This is a genomic window from Mesorhizobium sp. LMG17149 (assembly GCF_024518695.1).
Classification (GTDB): Bacteria; Pseudomonadota; Alphaproteobacteria; order Rhizobiales; family Rhizobiaceae; genus Mesorhizobium.
Genome location: NZ_JANIFL010000016.1, coordinates 101280 through 117367, shown reverse-complemented (window position 1 = coordinate 117367; position 16088 = coordinate 101280). Strand labels below are relative to the sequence as shown.

Sequence of the window (16088 nt, the reverse complement as noted above, 5' to 3'; positions counted from 1 at the left end):
CGCCACAGGACAATTTTGCCGGTTGCGTGCCGTGCAACTCCGGGCCTGTGCGCCGCACCTGCAACGGCCGGCCGGCACGATTGTCGAGAACTGTCAGCAGGGCATTGACTTGCGGTTGCAAGCACCGACATTCGGCCTATATCAGGGGACCTCTTTCAAGCAGCCGTTTTCATCCATGCCTTCCATCCTGTCCATTTCCGGGGTCTCCAAGACCTACGCCACCGGTTTCACCGCGCTCAAGGAAGTCAATCTCGACATTCAGCGCGGCGAGATATTCGCGCTGCTTGGACCCAATGGCGCCGGCAAGACGACGCTGATCTCGATCGTCTGCGGCATCGTCAACCGTTCGTCGGGCACCGTCACCGTCGACGGCCACGACATCAACAAGGATTATCGCGCCGCGCGCGGTCTGATCGGGCTGGTGCCGCAGGAACTGACAATCGACGCCTTCGAGAGCGTCTGGGCGACGGTCAATTACAGCCGTGGCCTGTTCGGCAAGCCGGCCAACCCCGGCTTTGTCGAGAAGGTGCTGCGCGACCTGTCGCTGTGGGACAAGAAGGACGCCAAGGCGATCACCCTGTCGGGCGGCATGAAGCGCCGGCTGATGATCGCCAAGGCGCTGTCGCATGAGCCGCGCATCCTGTTCCTCGACGAGCCGACCGCCGGCGTCGACGTCGAGCTGCGCCAGGACATGTGGGCGATGGTGCGCCGGCTGCGCGAGGACGGCGTCACCATCATCCTCACCACGCATTATATCGAGGAAGCCGAGGCGATGGCCGACCGCGTCGGCGTCATCAATCGCGGCGAGATCATCCTGGTCGAGAACAAGGCCGAACTGATGCGCAAGCTCGGCCGCAAGCGGCTGGTGCTGGAACTGCGCAATCCGCTGACGGCCATTCCCGAGGCGCTCTCGCGCTATGCGTTGGAGTTGTCGCCCGATGGCGGGCAGCTGACCTACACTTATGACAATCAGGCCGAGAGGCCCGGCGTCGCCTCGTTGATGCGCGATCTCGAGGCCGGCGGCATCCAGTTCCGCGATATCGACACGCAAAACTCTTCGCTCGAGGAGATCTTCGTCAATCTGGTGAGGAGGGAGCCATGAACCTTCGCGCCGTATGGGCGATCTATCGGATGGAAATGGCGCGTGCTTTCCGCACCGTGCTGCAGAGCATCGTCTCGCCGGTCATCTCGACATCGCTGTATTTCGTCGTCTTCGGCTCGGCCATCGGCTCGCGCATCACCGAGATCGACGGCATCAGTTACGGCGCCTTCATCGTGCCGGGTCTGATCATGCTGTCGCTGTTGACGCAGTCGATCTCCAACGCCTCCTTTGCCATCTACTTCCCGAAATTCGTCGGCTCGATCTACGAGCTTCTGTCGGCGCCGGTCTCCTATCTGGAGATCGTCATCGCCTATGTCGGCGGCGCCGCGACCAAGTCGATCCTTCTCGGTCTGATCATCCTGGCCACCGCCTCGCTGTTCGTGCCGCTGACCATCCTGCATCCGTTCTGGATGCTCGCCTTCCTGGTGCTGACGGCGGTGACCTTCAGCCTGTTCGGCTTCATCATCGGCATCTGGGCGAAGAGTTTCGAGCAGCTGCAGCTGGTGCCGCTGTTGATCATCACGCCGCTGACCTTCCTCGGCGGCAGCTTCTATTCGATCAACATGCTGCCCGAGATCTGGCGCACGGTGACGCTGTTCAATCCGGTCGTCTATCTGATCAGCGGCTTCCGCTGGAGCTTCTACGGCAAATCCGATGTCTCGGTCGGTATCAGCCTCGGCATGACGATCGTCTTTCTGCTGATCTGCATAGCGATCGTCGCCTGGATATTCAGGACCGGCTACCGGCTCAGGAACTGAGCGGCGAAAGCGCCCTGAGCGCCGCTAGGTCTGTTGAGATTCAGGTCAGGCCGAGTCGAAAATGGTGGATTCCGAGAACCGGAGCGGAGCGTACTTTTTGTACGTGAGCTCAGTTCTACTGCGTGGCAGTAGAACTAGGGAAGCGCAGGAAGCCGCCATTTGCAGGCCGGCCTCACCTGAATATCGCCAGACCTAGATCGCCTTGATCAGCCGCAGCAGCCCCAGCATCTCGACATACGTTCCCTGGCGGAAGGCGATGTAGACCGGCTCCTCGACGCCGTGGAAGCGGCGCTTGAACGCCGCCTGGCCCTGCAGGTTGAACCTGCGGCGATTGACCCAGGGCGAAGAATAGGCGCGCTGGAAGGCATTGCGCCAGAAATCGCTTTCGGCAAATCCGCTCGGGCCCACATCGACGAGCGGCGACAGGCCGAGCGTGACCACCGAGATGCCCTCTTCGCGAAAACGGTCGACGGCGAATTTGGTCAGGCCGATCTCGGCATGCGGTGAGGCGTCGAGATGCTTGCGCTTGAAGGCGGTGGTGTAGCCGATGACCTTGCCGTCGGCAAACAACGGGTCGAAGTCGAGCAAAGCGACCAGTTCGCCATCGGGACCGTGCAGGACGAAACGGCGCATGTCGGTGCCGAGATGGTCGGCGAAATGGCGGTTGAGAAAACCCATCTCCCAGCGCTTGACGATGCGGTCGCCGCGCCAGTTTTCCGAAAGCCGGGCGATCTCGTCGAGGTAGATCGTGCGCTTGTCCTCTTCGAACGAAAAGCCTTTCTTCAGCAGCCAGCGTTCGGAGTAGCGCACGGTCTCGTTGCGCTTCCCGGAAAAATCATGCTCGGGCAGGGCGAGGCGGGTGTCGATGCCGAGGCGATTGACCTTGTAGCCAAGCCCGGCCAGCACGCGTGCGGTGTCCTCGCCGACCTGCACGAACCAAGGGCTGCCGGCGGTCTCGACGAAGCGCTTGATGTAATCGGCCCGACGCGCCGGAGCCGCCACCGGGTCGCCGAGCGCGAAATGGTGCTTCATCTTGGTACCGAAGGCGATGTAGCCATCGGCATCGCCGAAATAGGAAAGCTTGCCTTGCACGGCGGTCGAATAGGCGAGCGAGAAGTCGCCATAGCGGCGCACCAGTGCCAGGCGTTCGACATGGGTCAGCGCCTGACGCTCGACCTCGGGCGCGGCGGCCTCAAGGATCTTGTCGAAATAGAACCGCAAGGAGGGCATGGTCGAGATTCCGCGTGCCGCCTACAGCGCCGGCCGTCCAGGACGCGCCAAGGTGCTGTAACACTTTGATTCTGCGCATGACTCGAAAATCGGACTCGATTTCGGGCATGCGCGTGGGGGATAACCGAGACCCGCCAGCCACCCAAGGCCTCGAATCAATCACATTGCCGCGACCTGATTACCGTTGATATCGCGCATATGCCATATAGAGCGCAACCGCGGCCCGGCGTGTGGCTCTAAATCGCGTCGCTCGAAATTCGGCCGCGGTTTGCTGCAGGGATCCTGCGCGCGATCAAACGGTTACAGCGTCCTGCGAGCCTTGCGGCGGGACGTCCAATGGGATTCGAGTGAATGACTGATACGACGATCAGATCGGTTGCGGATCTGCCGGCCACGGTCGAGCCGGCAATCGTTGTCGGCGCCGGTGCTGCCGGGCTGGCCGCCGCGCATGCCTTGATGAACGCCGGCGTGCCTACGGCGATCCTGGAAAAGGAAAGCCGGCTGGCCGAGCCCTGGCACCGGCGCCACCAGCAATTGCATCTCAACACCCATCGCGATCTTTCTTCGCTGCCTGGTCTCGCCTTTCCTCCTGGCACGCCCGCCTTTCCGCAAAGAATGGTCGTCATCCGCCACATGAACGATTTCCAGAAGGAGAACCGGCTGCCGGTGCAGTTTGGCGTCGCGGTCGAAGAGATCACCTTCAAGGGCGATCACTGGGCATTGCGCACCAGCGCCGGACCGCGCTTGGCCCGCAATGTCGTCATCGCTACCGGCCGCGACAGGCAGCCGTTCACGCCCGAATGGAAAGGCATGAAGGATTTCGTCGGGCGCATCATCCATTCGGCGGATTTTGGTGACGCGCAAGCCTATGCGGGCCAAAAAGTGCTGGTCGTCGGCGCCGGCAATTCGGGCTTCGATGCGCTCAATCATCTGGCCGGCATAGACACGGCCGCCATCTGGCTGTCGGCCCGCAACGGTCCCGCCCTGCTGCCCAAGCGCATCTGCAAGATCGCCGTGCACCGGCTTTCGCCGATCATGGCGCGCTTGCCGTTGCGGCTCGCCGATGCGGTGATGGCGGCAACGCAGCGGCTGGTTTTCGGCGACCTGACCAAATTCGGTCTGCCGCCCGCGCCTGCGGGCGGCGCCAGCCGCCTGAGCTCGGATTACACCGCGATCGCCGCCGACGACGGCGCCGTCGGCGCCATCAAGGCCGGCAAGATCACCGTCGTGCCGGGCATACGGGAATTCACCCGCGATGGCGTGATCCTGGCCAATGGCAGCCTGATCCATCCCGACATCGTCATTGCCGCGACAGGCTACCGCACGGGGCTGGAGCCCATGGTCGGCAAGCTCGGCGTGCTCGACGCCAAGGGCGTTCCGCTCTTCAACGGTGGCGAAGCCGATCCAAAATTGCCCGGTCTGTGGTTCACCGGCATGCGGCCAAGCATTCGCGGCTGCTTCGCCAATGCCGGCATCCTGGCCAAGGCGATCGCCAAACGAATTGCAAGGTCGGCCTCGCACCAATCCAGCGCATCACGCTGATTTCGGTTCCAGCCGCCGGAAACCGACGGCTTCCATCAGCATGTCCTCTTCCACCATGCCGGCATTGTGCAAGGCGAGCAGGTTAAGCGCGATTTCCCGCGCGTCGGCGGAATCGGGATGTGCCTCGCGCCGCCGGCAGGCCTCGTCGAACACGCGCTGCAGCTTGGCGATATCGGCTGGCTTGAGCAAGCCACGGTCATAGACGGACTTCGACATGGCGATCTCCTGATAAAGACCTAGAGCGCCATGTTTAAATTGCCAATCTTTCCCGAGGCTTGACGGATTTCACGCAAAAAAGGGAGGGACTTCGGGTCGCCGAAGTCCCTCCCTTGAGATTGCAAACGAGTACCTGATATCAGACCGCGATCTTGCCGCCGCCCTGTTTGGTGATGGCGACGACCGACGGCCGCACCGGCATGTCGGGCTTGAAGTCGGGCCAGCGCGTCGACAGGTCCTCATAGTAGGACGGGCGCCCGAACGCTTCCCAGTCCTCTCCGCCGTCGCCCGGATGCTGGACGGCGACGAAGGCGGTCTGGTCGTCGGGCGCAAACAGCGGACCGCACATTTCGGCGCCGATCGGCACGCGGAAGAACAGTTTCGAGGTCGCCCGCGCGGCCCCCTCCGTGTCCACCGCCCATAAGCCATCGGTGCGGCCGGTGGCTTTCGGACCCTGGCCGTCGGTCGCGACCCAGAGACGCCCGGCCGAATCGACCGCGCAATTGTCGGGCATGCCGAACCAGCCATTGGCCGTCGTTGCCGTCGAGAAGGTGGCACCGACATCGGCAACCGAGGGATCGCCGCATTTCAGCAGCACTTCCCACTTGCCCTTGGCGGCCGTGAAATCACCGCCGTCCTCGGCGATCTCGATGATGTGGCCGAAGGCGTTTTCGGCGCGCGGGTTGGCGGCGTCGACCTGGTCGGCCTTGCGCTTCGAATTGTTGGTCAGCATGACATAGACCTTGCCGTTGACGCCATTGGGCTGAATGTCTTCCGGGCGGTCCATCTTGGTGGCGCCGAGCAGGTCGGCGGCGCGGCGCGTCTCGATCAGCACGTCGGCCTGGCCAGTGAAACCGTTTTCAGCCGTCAGCGGCCCCTGGCCGAACACGATCGGCAGCCATTCGACCGTGCCGTCTTCGGCGAACCTGGCGACATGCAGCGTGCCATCGTCGAGCAGGTCCTTGTTGGCGGCACGGTCGTTCGGATTGAACGCGGCCCTGGTCACGAACTTGTAGACATAGTCGAAGCGCTCGTCGTCACCGAGATAGAAGACGACGCGGCCGTCCTTGGCGACGATCGATTCGGCGCCCTCATGCTTGAAGCGGCCCATGGCGGTGCGCTTCCTCGGCGTCGAGGTCGGGTCGTTGACATCGACCTCGACGATCCAGCCGAAGCGGTTGGCTTCGTTGGGTTCCTTGGCGAGGTCGAAACGCTCGTAATGCGCCGCCCATTCATAGGCGCCTTCGGGAATGCCGAGACGCTTGTAGTTCGCGGCTTCCTTGTGGTCTTCCGGCAGCTCGCCGGAAAAATAGCCATGGATGTTCTCCTCGGCCATCACATAGGTGCCCCAGGGCGTGACGCCGCCGGCGCAATTGTTGACGGTGCCGAAAACCTTGGTGCCGGACGGATCGGCTTTGGTCTTGACGCGGTCATGGCCGGCGACGGGGCCGGACAGCGCCATTTCGGTGTTGGCGGTGATGCGGCGATTGAGCTTGCCGTCGCGCACCACCTGCCATTTGCCACCGTCCTTGCGGATCTCGACGATGGTGCCGCCATGGGCGGCCATCTCGACATCGACCTGCTCCTTCGAGAGGGGTGCGACTTCGGCCGACTTCTTGCCGTCCTTTTCGACGATCTTCACGATGCCCGGGAACATCAGATGCGGATTGGTGTATTCGTGGTTGACCACCAGCAGGCCATGTTCGGCCGAGCCGTCGATCGGAATGTAGCCGACATAGTCATTGTTGTAGCCGAACTGTTTCGCCTGGGCCTCGGCCGACTGTTTCGTCGGGTCGAAGTCGGGCGAATCGGCAAAAAGCGGATCGCCCCAGCGCAGCAGGACATCGGCATCGTACCCCGGCGCGACATGGTGCTTGTCGTCGATGCCGGCCTCGAGTTCGTCGAACGCGAAGACCGAGCCTTCCGCTGCCCGGGCCTCGTCGGCGCTGATCAGCGCCAGCGGGCTGACGGTGGCGGCGATGGCCGAGACGGCCAGCGAGCCCTTGAGGAAGCCGCGGCGCGAGAACCGCGCGGCGATGATCTCGCCCATGGTGCGGTTGTCGGAGGCGTTGATGGCCGGGCCGTCGTTTTCCTCGAGCAGGCTGGTGCGGAATCGGGTGTCGGGGGAGCGAAGGTCAGTCATGGTGGCTTGCCTCTGGCTGTTGGGTGGCTGGAGCGTGGGGTACCTGTTTGACCCCCCTTATAATCGCCGGGTCACATTTTCGTGACATCGGGAGACCTTTCAGACGCGACAGGCAGTACGCGCAGCGCTGGCTCAGCCTTCCCGAAGGCCGTGAACTGCTCCGGAATCGTCTTTTCGAGATGAAGGAGACCTTCGGCGGCATGTTTCGCCGCGCATCCTGCAACGGCGCATGACGTCAGTCTTGCAAACGGATCAACGGACAAAGCCGGCTCGACAAAGTCACCTCCGCCGCCCCCGGCGGAGGTGACTTGATGTTCGGCGTCTGCCGTCGTCAGCGTAGGGAAAGCGAGTCTCCCATTTAGCGATGGCGGTCGCGGCGCCGTTCATGCGAAGCTAATGTAGCATACGCTTGGGACTTTAGTCCAATCTTGCGCTTTCAAAGGTCCTAGTTGACAACCGCAACGGTCGGAGGTCGCTTCCGGGCGCCGCGTCTTTCGGCAATGTTGTTGCACTGCAACGTTGGGGTGGGGCGCGCCCGGCTCAGTCGTCGGAGATCAAAATGCACAGATCGGTCACGACCCGTTGTTGCCGGCTGGCGCTCAAATCGGCAGCGGCGCTGGCGTTGACGATTGCTCCCTACCAAATTGTCCTGGACGGCTCCGTTCCCGGCATCCACACCGCCGGCGCATACGCCAAGGGTGGCGGCAACAGCGGTGGTGGCGGCGGCAACGGCGGCAATTCCGGCGGCGGCAATGGAGGGAACAGCGGCGGGAATAGCGGGAATGGCAACAGCGGCAATAACGGCAACAGCGGCAAATCGGGATCCAATCAGGGTAAGAGCGGAAGCCATGTCAATGCAAAGACCGGTGACAAGGTCGACGTGACCGGCAACAAGATCACGGTCCGGCATCCCGACGGCATAACGGAAAAGCTCGAGAACGGACGTTTCAGCATGAAGGACGCGCTCGGTCGCACGATCATCGACCGCCAGGCCACGCCGGCCGATGCCGATCGTCTCAAGGCCTTGTGAAGCTGGCCAACAGGCAACGGTCAGCTTTGCACGTCACCTCCGCCGCCCCCCGGCGGAGGTGACCTCGTTTTTGGCGGTGCCGCCCCGGTCCCGAGGCGCGACGCGCTTTGCGCGGTCCGCACCTTGCGGAGGCACGCAACCGTTCAATTATTGTTTTGCGCAATCCGGATGATTTCAGGTCGAAGCGGCCTGAAAACTGAATCCGCCTCTAAATCAAAGAGATAGAGCATGATGTCTTCCGAAAACCGCTTCACACCTTTCGGCATCATGCTCTCGTTGCTCTAAGAAGGCCTGTCGCGGTCGCGCAACTCACGCATCATCAAGGCCGCTTCGGTTCGGTTTCGCACATTGAGCTTCGACAGCACCCCGGTCATGTGATGCTTGACGGTCTTCTCCTGCAGCTCAAGCCGCAAGGCGACTTCCTTGTTGCTCAGCCCCTCCGCCACCAGCCGCAGGATTTCCGTCTGCCGATCGGTGAGCTGCCGCAGCCGTTCCGCGATGCCGTCGGTCGGCTGCTGGGACTGGAGATCCGAAAGCAGCCGGGCCGACAGCGTCGGCGACAGATAGCTTTCGCCGGCTGCAACATTGCGCAGGATGTCGGCGAGCCCGCGCGACCCGACGCCTTTGAGGACATAGCCATTCACCCCTGCGTTCAGCGCCTTTGTCACATCGGCGTTGGCCTCCGAAACGGTCAGCATGACGATCTTCTGGGCCGGATGGCTGGCGAGGATGCTTGCGACGGCGGTCAGCCCGCCGCCCGGCATGGAGATATCGAGCAGCAAGATGTCGGGCCGCACCGTCGTGGCGAGGCGTTCGGCATCCTGCGCCGTGGCGCCCTCGCCAACCATCTCGAAGCCTCCGATCTCCGAGAGGCTGCGCGTCACACCTTCGCGAAAGAGGGGGTGATCGTCGACAATGGCGATGCGAATGGTCCCAGTCATGCTTGCTCCTCGACCGATAGACGGATCACCAAACGCGTACCTTGCGGCCCGGTCAAGGTTTCGAACTGTCCGCCAATGCTTTCGACCCGCTCCCTGAGGCCGGCGAGGCCGAGACCCTCGACCCGTGCCGCCGGATCGAAACCGGGCCCGCCGTCCGACACTTCGACAAAAAGCCGGCCACCTTTCATCCCCGCACTCACCGCCTGATCCTTGCCCAACCCGTGGCGATAGGCGTTGTTCAGCCCTTCCTGGACGAAGCGATAGATGCTGATCTTCTCGGAGGCGCCGGGCTCCGGCAAGTGTCCGGTCAGCGTCAGCGTCACCGACGTTCCCGTCCTCTGCTCATGTTCCTTGACCGCCAGCCGCAGAATGTCGGTTGCGGCAGCCGTCTCGATCTGCGGCAAAACAAGGCCGGTGCAGATGCCGCGTATTTCGCGCATCGCGTCCTCCAGTGTCTTGCGGATCATTGCGACCTCGGTCGAACGGCTTACGCTCGAATGGCCGTCGCTGGAAAAAATCGGGCTGTCCATGCGCAGCGCCGCCAGTGCCACGAGTTGGGCCGGGCCGTCATGGAGGTCGGCGCCGATCCGGCGCAGATATCTTTCGTTCAGCGCGGTGGCGCGGCGGGAGGCCCGTTGCACGCGCAGTCGCAAAGCACTGTTTTGCGCCACCAGACCCTGCAGCTCCGAAACCTGGCGGCGCAGTGCCCCACGCTGATCGTCGATGGTGCGGCTGCCGCGCAGGACGATGCCCGACAGGAGCAGGAATGCCGCGAGCGTCGCGCCGGCCACGATCAGCCAGCTCGACCACAGGGCGGACGCCAGGGTGGCCTGGAAATCGTCGGCGATCTCATAAAACTCGGTGACCGCCACCACCTCGCCCGACCAGGGCTCGCGCACGGGATTGTAGATCTCCAGCAATGGCAAGCCGGTAGCCTTCTCCTCGCGTTCATCATCATCGAATGTATTGAATTCAGCGACGACATTGCCTTCGAAGGCGGAACGCAGATTGTCGCTCGGACCGAAGCGGCGGCCGATCAGGGACGCCTCCTTAGCGTAGAGAACCGTGCCGTCGCGGCGCCAGAGCACGAACGATTGGAGGCGCTTGCCGAGCGCGCCCTGGCCAAGCGTCTCGTCCAGCGCCTGCTTGACGGACTCGCTGAGCTCCTGGTCCTTGCGCAAGTCGGGAAGCAGCGGCGCAATCACGCTGTCGACATAGAGCGCCGTCGTGGCGGCCGAATTGCGGATGACGCCGTCCCGGATCTGCGCCGTCACCCAGGTGCCCACCACCAACATGACGGCCAGCAGGCCAAAGCCGCCGGCAACGACGAATTGCAGGGCGAGGGAAAGCTCGCTCCAGCGCCGCATCAGGTTTTGAAAACTGCGAATCATGAGCCCCTGACCGCCCTTCGAACCGACAGATTGGGCGATGTTAGTACTTTGAGCTTCCGGCTTGCCATTGCCAAGGGCTTCGTTTGGTCGAGGTCGCTTGACGTCCCGGCGCGCTTGGGAAACAACGTCCGCGACGCACGCGGCGGCGGCCGCTTCGAGAGGGGACGAAACGTTGAGTTTTTCGGGATTGCTGCAGCTCGGCTTTTCGACGGTCATTTTCCTGCTGGCGGCGACAGCCGCCAAGCAATGGGGCCTTGCGCCGAGCCTTGGCAAGATAGCGCTGACGCTGGCGCTCTATTCGCTGGGCAATCTGATCATGCTGCGGCTGATCCGCGAATTCGGCATGTCGGTGTCGTTCAGCCTTTCCGCCGTCATCCAGCTGGTCTCCGTGAACGTCGTGGCGCTGGTCTTCTTCGGCGAGCGCGTCAATGCGCTGCAGGCGACCGGCATCATGCTGGCGATCGCAGCGGTGGCGCTGATCACGCTGGGACCCTATCTGCAAGGCCGGCTGTAACGGGCGAATTGCCGATGAAGAACGCCGCGAACGCTTTGCTCAACCGGGTCGAATTCCCGGTGCTGCTGGCCGGCCTGGTCATCGCCGCCGGCCTGTGGGGATTCGAGGAGCTGATGGAGATTGCGCGCGCCACCACGCCGCACGCCTTCGACACCGAGATCCTGCTCGCCTTCCGCCAGGCGGGGCGCCCTGACAGCCCGATCGGCCCGCTGTGGCTGCAAGGGGCGATGCGCGACATCACAAGTCTTGGCAGCGGCAGCGTGTTGGTGCTGATCGTGACGGCGGTAATCGTCTATCTCCTGCTTATCCGCAGGCCGGCGACCGCCCTTTTCATCTTCGTGGCGGTGGCCGGCGGTCAGGTGCTGTCGAGCCTGCTGAAAGCCGGCATCGACCGGCCGCGCCCCGAACTCGTCTCGCATCTCGTCAACGAAACGACGCTGTCTTTTCCGAGCGGCCACGCCATGCTGTCGGCCGTGACCTATCTGACGCTCGGCGCGCTGGCGGCACGCTTCCTGCCCGGTCGAACGACGAAGATCTATGTGCTGTCGCTGGCGGTGCTGACGACGCTGCTGGTCGGCATCAGCCGCATCTATCTTGGCGTCCACTGGCCATCGGATGTGCTTGCCGGCTGGTGCGCCGGCTTCGTCTGGGCGATGCTGTGCTGGCTCGCTGCCCGGGCGTGGCAGCGATGGCGCGGGCAGCGCCTGAACGGCGACAGCGAGACTGGAGACTAGATCAGCCGGTCGATCAGCCCGTGCCCGCAGCCCACCGACAGCAAGGCCGCCCAGGTCATGAAGGTCTTGAAGAATTCAACCGCGTTATCCCCTGCCTAGATGGACACCCTAGGCACAATCCCGGGAAGTATCTGAATGATCGGTCAGCCGCCCCTTTACGCCTCAGACGTTCATCCTAATGCTTGTAACATCACAATGATGGTATTATACCTTATTCCTGCAGACTCAGACGGGGATTCCGGCCGATGATCACTGCCGCGCAGATGCGCGCCGCAAGGGCGCTGGCCGGCATCGATCAGAAGACGCTCGCCGAGCGCGCCGGCGTTTCGCTTCCAACCATCCAGCGCATGGAGGCGAGCGATGGCGTGGTCAGGGGCGTGGTCGACACGCTGATGAAGGTCATCCAGGCTCTCGACGAGGCCGGGGTGGAGCTGATCGGCGAGAACCAGACCAGCGAGCGCGGCGGCCGGGGCGTGCGCCTCAAGCCTGCCGTGCCGCGGGATCCCAAGGCTGAGCCGGCATAAAGTCGCGACGGCGACCGCCGACAGCCCTGCCGACGATCCCGCCGCCTTTCAGGGTGCGAAAGGCAGTCCATGGATCAGACGCAGCGGGCAGTGCATCAACCGGCCCACAGGTCGGCCCATAGGCCGGTAAAACCGACATTTTCCGAATTGTTCACGCCGAAGCTGGTGACGGTCTGGCGCGAGGGCTACACGTTCGCCGACTTCAAGGCGGACGCCATTGCCGGGCTGACGGTCGCCATCGTCGCGCTGCCCTTGTCGATGGCGATCGCCATCGCCTCGGGCGTGACGCCCGAGCGCGGCCTTTACACCTCGATCGTCGGCGGCTTCATCATTTCGGCGCTCGGCGGCAGCCGCTTCCAGATCGGTGGTCCGGCCGGCGCCTTCATCGTGCTGGTGGCCGCGACTGTTGCCCGGGTCGGCATCGATGGACTGCTGTTGGCAACGATGATGGCAGGGGTCTTCCTGCTCGCCATCGGCTATCTCCGCCTCGGCACCTACATCAAGTTCATTCCCTATCCGGTGACAGTCGGCTTCACCGCCGGCATCGCCGTCATCATCTTTTCGGGACAAATCGTCGAACTGTTCGGGCTGAAGCTTGCAGCCAGGGAGCCGGGACCGCTGGTGCCGAAGTTGATCGCGGTCGGTGAGGCGGCCGGCACCATCAATCTTGCGGCGACCTTCGTGGCGGTGTTGACCATCTTCACCATCGCCGGCCTGAAGCGCTGGCGGCCGACATGGCCTGCCATGCTCATCGCCATCGGGCTGGCATCGCTGGTCGTGGCGCTTCTCTCGCTGCCGGCGGAGACGATCGGCACTCGCTTTGGCGGCATCCCGCGTAGCCTGCAAATGCCTGCCTTGCCGCCGGTCAGCCTGGGCAGGATGATTGACGTGCTGCCGGATGCCATTGCCTTTGCCCTGCTCGGCGCGATCGAATCGCTGCTGTCGGCGGTGGTCGCCGACGGGATGACGGGCCGGCGGCATCGTTCCAACTGCGAACTGGTGGCGCAAGGCTTCGCCAACATCGCGTCCGCCCTGTTCGGCGGCATCTGCGCCACCGGCACCATCGCCCGCACCGCGACCAATGTGCGGGCCGGCGCCCACGGACCGGTTTCCGGCATTGTCCACTCAGCCATCCTGCTCGCTTTGATGCTGGTGGCGGCGCCGCTCGCCAGCTACATCCCGCTCGCCGCCCTTGCCGGTGTACTGGCCGTCGTGTGCTGGAACATGTTCGAGAAACAGGCCTTCGCCACCTTGCTGCGCGCCTCGCGCGGCGATGCGCTGGTGCTGATGGCGACCTTCCTGCTCGTCGTCTTCCGCGATCTCACCGAAGGCATCGTCGTCGGCTTCGTGCTGGGCTCGATCCTGTTCATCGACCGCATGGCCAAGTCGATTGCGGTAGAGGCCGATCAGCCGCTGGTGCAGGAGGATGTCGCCGACAGCGCCAACGCCTACGATGCCAGCGAGGCGACCGACGCCGACACCGTGGTCTACCGCATCTCGGGCGCCTTCTTCTTCGGCGCGGCATCGACCGTCGGCACCGTACTCGACCGCATCGCCGACCAGCGCAGGAACTTCATCCTCGACTGCTCGGCCGTACCGTTCTTCGATTCGACGGCGGCCAACGTCATCGAGGGCGCCGCCCACAAGGCCAGGCGCGCCGGCGTCCGCTTCATCATATCAGGCGCCGCGCCGCAGATCCGGCGCATGCTGATCAACCACGGCGTGAAGCGCCCGCTGGTGACCTATGCCGCGTCGATCGAGGAGGCGCGGGCGCAGCTGAAAGGCAAGATCGAGGTGCGGTAGGGGCCGGGATTTGCCGGCCGGCGGTCGCTTGAACGTCAACTTTTTGATCTCAAGCAAGCGGGGAGCACGCTTTAGGCGAGCGGGCTCACTTTAGTCCCAGATGCAAGGAAAGTCGCTTCGCGGCGGCGTCGAATGCCACCAATCTTCGTGACCTGAACAGGGAAGCCTCCGCCTATCCTGCTTCAGCTTTCACCGTGGTCCTTTGTCCGGACATTTTGCTCTTCCCAGCCGCGGTTCAAAAATGAAACCGCATTCATGATAGAGTTCGCGCAGTGATTTGCCAGACCGTAGAAGGCGGGTTTGCCAAATGCGTGACACGTCCCCGCGAAATCGAAGTGATCCTATGCCGACCGCGCCAACACTTGAACTTCGCCGCTATTCACGGCTGAGAAATTTGCGAGAGCGCGCAGAACGCCAAGGTGCTGCATTGCAGTTCTGGGCGCGTACGGCATCGCTCGCCGTGATCTCCTGCTTCTTTTCATTAATCAGCCGCTGGGATGCCTCTCTGCTCTTCGTGCTGGCGGGCCTCATGTTGTTCCAACTCGTCGGCCTGATCCAGTTTCGCTTTGCGCGCCGTCGCAACGCGCCATGGTGGATCGGTTATCTCGTAGGCACGCTGGACATCGTTCTGTTGACCGTTCTGCTGGTAACGCCCAACCCGTTTTCCCTGGAGGTCGCGCCGGCCGCGATGCAACTGCGCGAAGGCAGCTTCAAATTCCTGTTGATTTTCGTGTGCCTTGGCGCGCTGACCCTTTCGACCCGATTGGCGCTCTATCTCGGAGCGCTCGCAGCCTTGACGTGGACGATCGGGGTGGGATGGGTGATTCTTCATGCGGGAACCGTCCTTCCGGCGACGAATCTCTATTCGCTGCCGACGACAGAGCGACTGAACCTCTATCTCAATCCCAATTTCGTCGACACATTCGCGCAGGCGACCAACGTGTTGGTTGTGCTGATTATCGGCGCGATCATGGCGCTGGTCGTCTCTCGTTCTCGACATCTGTCGGAAGACTATGTCAAGGCAGAGCGCGCCCGCGCCAATCTCGCCCGGCATTTTTCGCCAAATGTCGTCGACCAACTCGCCGCGGATGACGAGCCCTTCGGCCCGGTCCGCCGGCAGGATATCGCGGTACTGTTCGCCGACATCGTCGGCTTCACACACTATTCCGAGGATCATCCGGCCGAAGCAGTGTTCGAACTTCTGCGTCAGTTCCACCGTCGCATGGAGCAGGTCGTTTTCGACCACCATGGCACCGTCGACAACTATATCGGCGATTGCATCATGGCCACATTCGGGGTTCCGCAAGCCAGCCATAACGACGCGACCCGAGCCATCCAGTGCGCTGAAGCGATGATCGCCGCTCTCGAAGACTGGAATGTGCAGCGGGTGTCCAGGGGATACCCGTCGCTGGACGTTCGGATCGGTGCACAATATGGCGCAGTCGTCATCGGTGCGGTCGGCAGCGAGCGCAATCTTTCCTTCGCGGTGGTGGGCGACACCGTCAACGTCGCCAGCCGTTTGCAGGCGCTTTGCCGTGAACTTCAGGCAAACATTTGCTTTGGGTCACGACTGATAGAAGCCGCGAAGGCGGAATCGCCCACGACACAGTTGAATGCGCGCGATCATGGGCCGGTGAGCATCCGCGGTCGGGATGAACCGGTCCATGTCTGGGTCGAACACAGAGCCGAAAACCAGGGTGCTGTTGCGGTTTCGGCGTGATATAGCCGCCATGTGAAACGCCTGCATCTGCCGGAAAGTTCACGCCTGAAGGCATCATGCGCTCGCAGGCCCTGAGCGAGGCGTCGATGTTCCTCTATCTGCGCGATCTCGAGGAGTGCGAAATCGTCTCAGCATGATTGCATCTGGCGGCTGAGCTTGCCGCGCACGGCCCTGGCGGTGCCGACGGCGCCATTGACCGCGCCCATCATCTTCATCTGCCCGGCGGTCTCGTTCGTGCGCGCCCGGCAATCCTGCATTTTCCTGGTCGCCTCGACTGCAGCCATGGCTTCGCCAAGACCTTCCGGCGAGTCCGGGCCGGCCGCCAGCTCCGCCAATTGCGCATGCTGGTCTGGCGTGATCGGCGGGCTGGCGGCCGTCTGGCTGCAGCTGGAAGCCAGCAGGCAGATAAGCATTGCGATCGGGCTGCCCCGCCTGACACG

15 protein-coding genes are annotated in these 16088 nt (G+C 63.2%); 9 read left to right on the top strand and 6 right to left on the bottom strand.

Annotated elements, in window-relative coordinates; genetic code table 11:
- Positions 1 to 175 precede the first annotated feature (175 nt).
- Together NP945_RS30020 and NP945_RS30015 are read left to right on the top strand one after the other, a co-directional pair.
- A complete protein-coding gene (locus tag NP945_RS30020) occupies positions 176 to 1102 on the top strand; it encodes an ABC transporter ATP-binding protein (RefSeq protein ID WP_127268578.1) in 927 nt (308 codons plus the stop codon).
- Positions 1099 to 1860, top strand: a complete 762-nt coding sequence (locus NP945_RS30015) for an ABC transporter permease (RefSeq protein WP_127268577.1) — start codon at positions 1099 to 1101, stop codon at positions 1858 to 1860. Before NP945_RS30020 ends, NP945_RS30015 begins: the two co-directional genes overlap by 4 nt.
- A 192-nt stretch (positions 1861 to 2052) precedes the next feature.
- Here the strand turns inward: NP945_RS30015 and NP945_RS30010 are convergent, their stop codons facing one another.
- Positions 2053 to 3090 (bottom strand): phosphatidylglycerol lysyltransferase domain-containing protein, encoded by a 1038-nt coding sequence (locus NP945_RS30010; protein WP_128307101.1) that lies wholly within the window; start codon positions 3088 to 3090, stop codon positions 2053 to 2055.
- A 351-nt stretch (positions 3091 to 3441) separates the two neighbouring features.
- Here NP945_RS30010 and NP945_RS30005 point away from each other — a divergent pair, with 351 nt between their 5' ends.
- On the top strand, positions 3442 to 4632 hold the full coding sequence (locus NP945_RS30005) for an NAD(P)/FAD-dependent oxidoreductase (protein WP_256748337.1): 1191 nt from the start codon (positions 3442 to 3444) through the stop codon (positions 4630 to 4632).
- Here the strand turns inward: NP945_RS30005 and NP945_RS30000 are convergent.
- The gene (locus tag NP945_RS30000; protein ID WP_013528677.1) at positions 4624 to 4848 is read right to left on the bottom strand and encodes a hypothetical protein; all 225 of its coding nucleotides are present in this window, start codon (positions 4846 to 4848) and stop codon (positions 4624 to 4626) included. The genes NP945_RS30005 and NP945_RS30000 overlap by 9 nt on opposite strands.
- 139 nt (positions 4849 to 4987) lie before the next feature.
- Complete coding sequence (locus tag NP945_RS29995; protein ID WP_256748336.1) at positions 4988 to 6991, bottom strand: PhoX family phosphatase; 2004 nt, start codon at positions 6989 to 6991, stop codon at positions 4988 to 4990.
- A 559-nt stretch (positions 6992 to 7550) separates the two neighbouring features.
- Between NP945_RS29995 and NP945_RS29990 the strand changes: the two genes are divergently transcribed.
- Positions 7551 to 8021 carry a hypothetical protein gene (locus NP945_RS29990; RefSeq protein ID WP_127331940.1) on the top strand — a complete coding sequence of 157 codons (471 nt, stop codon included), beginning with the start codon at positions 7551 to 7553 and terminating at the stop codon, positions 8019 to 8021.
- A gap of 281 nt (positions 8022 to 8302) precedes the next feature.
- Here NP945_RS29990 and NP945_RS29985 read toward each other — a convergent pair whose 3' ends face one another.
- Together NP945_RS29985 and NP945_RS29980 are read right to left on the bottom strand one after the other, a co-directional pair.
- Positions 8303 to 8962, bottom strand: coding sequence for a response regulator transcription factor (locus NP945_RS29985; RefSeq protein ID WP_023813468.1), 660 nt, complete (start codon positions 8960 to 8962; stop codon positions 8303 to 8305).
- Complete coding sequence (locus NP945_RS29980; protein WP_127267186.1) at positions 8959 to 10353, bottom strand: sensor histidine kinase; 1395 nt, start codon at positions 10351 to 10353, stop codon at positions 8959 to 8961. The genes NP945_RS29985 and NP945_RS29980 overlap by 4 nt, the downstream gene beginning before the upstream one ends.
- Before the next feature lie 172 nt (positions 10354 to 10525).
- On the opposite strand from NP945_RS29980, the gene NP945_RS29975 reads away from it, so the two are divergent.
- The 5 genes from NP945_RS29975 to NP945_RS29955 all read left to right on the top strand — a co-directional run bounded on the left by NP945_RS29975 (position 10526) and on the right by NP945_RS29955 (position 15648).
- Positions 10526 to 10867 carry a hypothetical protein gene (locus NP945_RS29975; RefSeq protein WP_013528672.1) on the top strand — a complete coding sequence of 114 codons (342 nt, stop codon included), beginning with the start codon at positions 10526 to 10528 and terminating at the stop codon, positions 10865 to 10867.
- Between the two features lie 14 nt (positions 10868 to 10881).
- Positions 10882 to 11601 (top strand): phosphatase PAP2 family protein, encoded by a 720-nt coding sequence (locus NP945_RS29970; RefSeq protein WP_127267185.1) that lies wholly within the window; start codon positions 10882 to 10884, stop codon positions 11599 to 11601.
- A gap of 245 nt (positions 11602 to 11846) precedes the next feature.
- Positions 11847 to 12125 (top strand): helix-turn-helix domain-containing protein, encoded by a 279-nt coding sequence (locus NP945_RS29965; protein ID WP_127320695.1) that lies wholly within the window; start codon positions 11847 to 11849, stop codon positions 12123 to 12125.
- Between the two features lie 69 nt (positions 12126 to 12194).
- On the top strand, positions 12195 to 13928 hold the full coding sequence (locus NP945_RS29960) for a SulP family inorganic anion transporter (protein WP_256748335.1): 1734 nt from the start codon (positions 12195 to 12197) through the stop codon (positions 13926 to 13928).
- 343 nt (positions 13929 to 14271) lie between these two features.
- The gene (locus NP945_RS29955; RefSeq protein WP_127320693.1) at positions 14272 to 15648 is read left to right on the top strand and encodes an adenylate/guanylate cyclase domain-containing protein; all 1377 of its coding nucleotides are present in this window, start codon (positions 14272 to 14274) and stop codon (positions 15646 to 15648) included.
- A 128-nt stretch (positions 15649 to 15776) separates the two neighbouring features.
- Here the strand turns inward: NP945_RS29955 and NP945_RS29950 are convergent, their stop codons facing one another.
- A complete protein-coding gene (locus NP945_RS29950) occupies positions 15777 to 16061 on the bottom strand; it encodes a hypothetical protein (protein ID WP_256748334.1) in 285 nt (94 codons plus the stop codon).
- Positions 16062 to 16088: the final 27 nt, after the last annotated feature.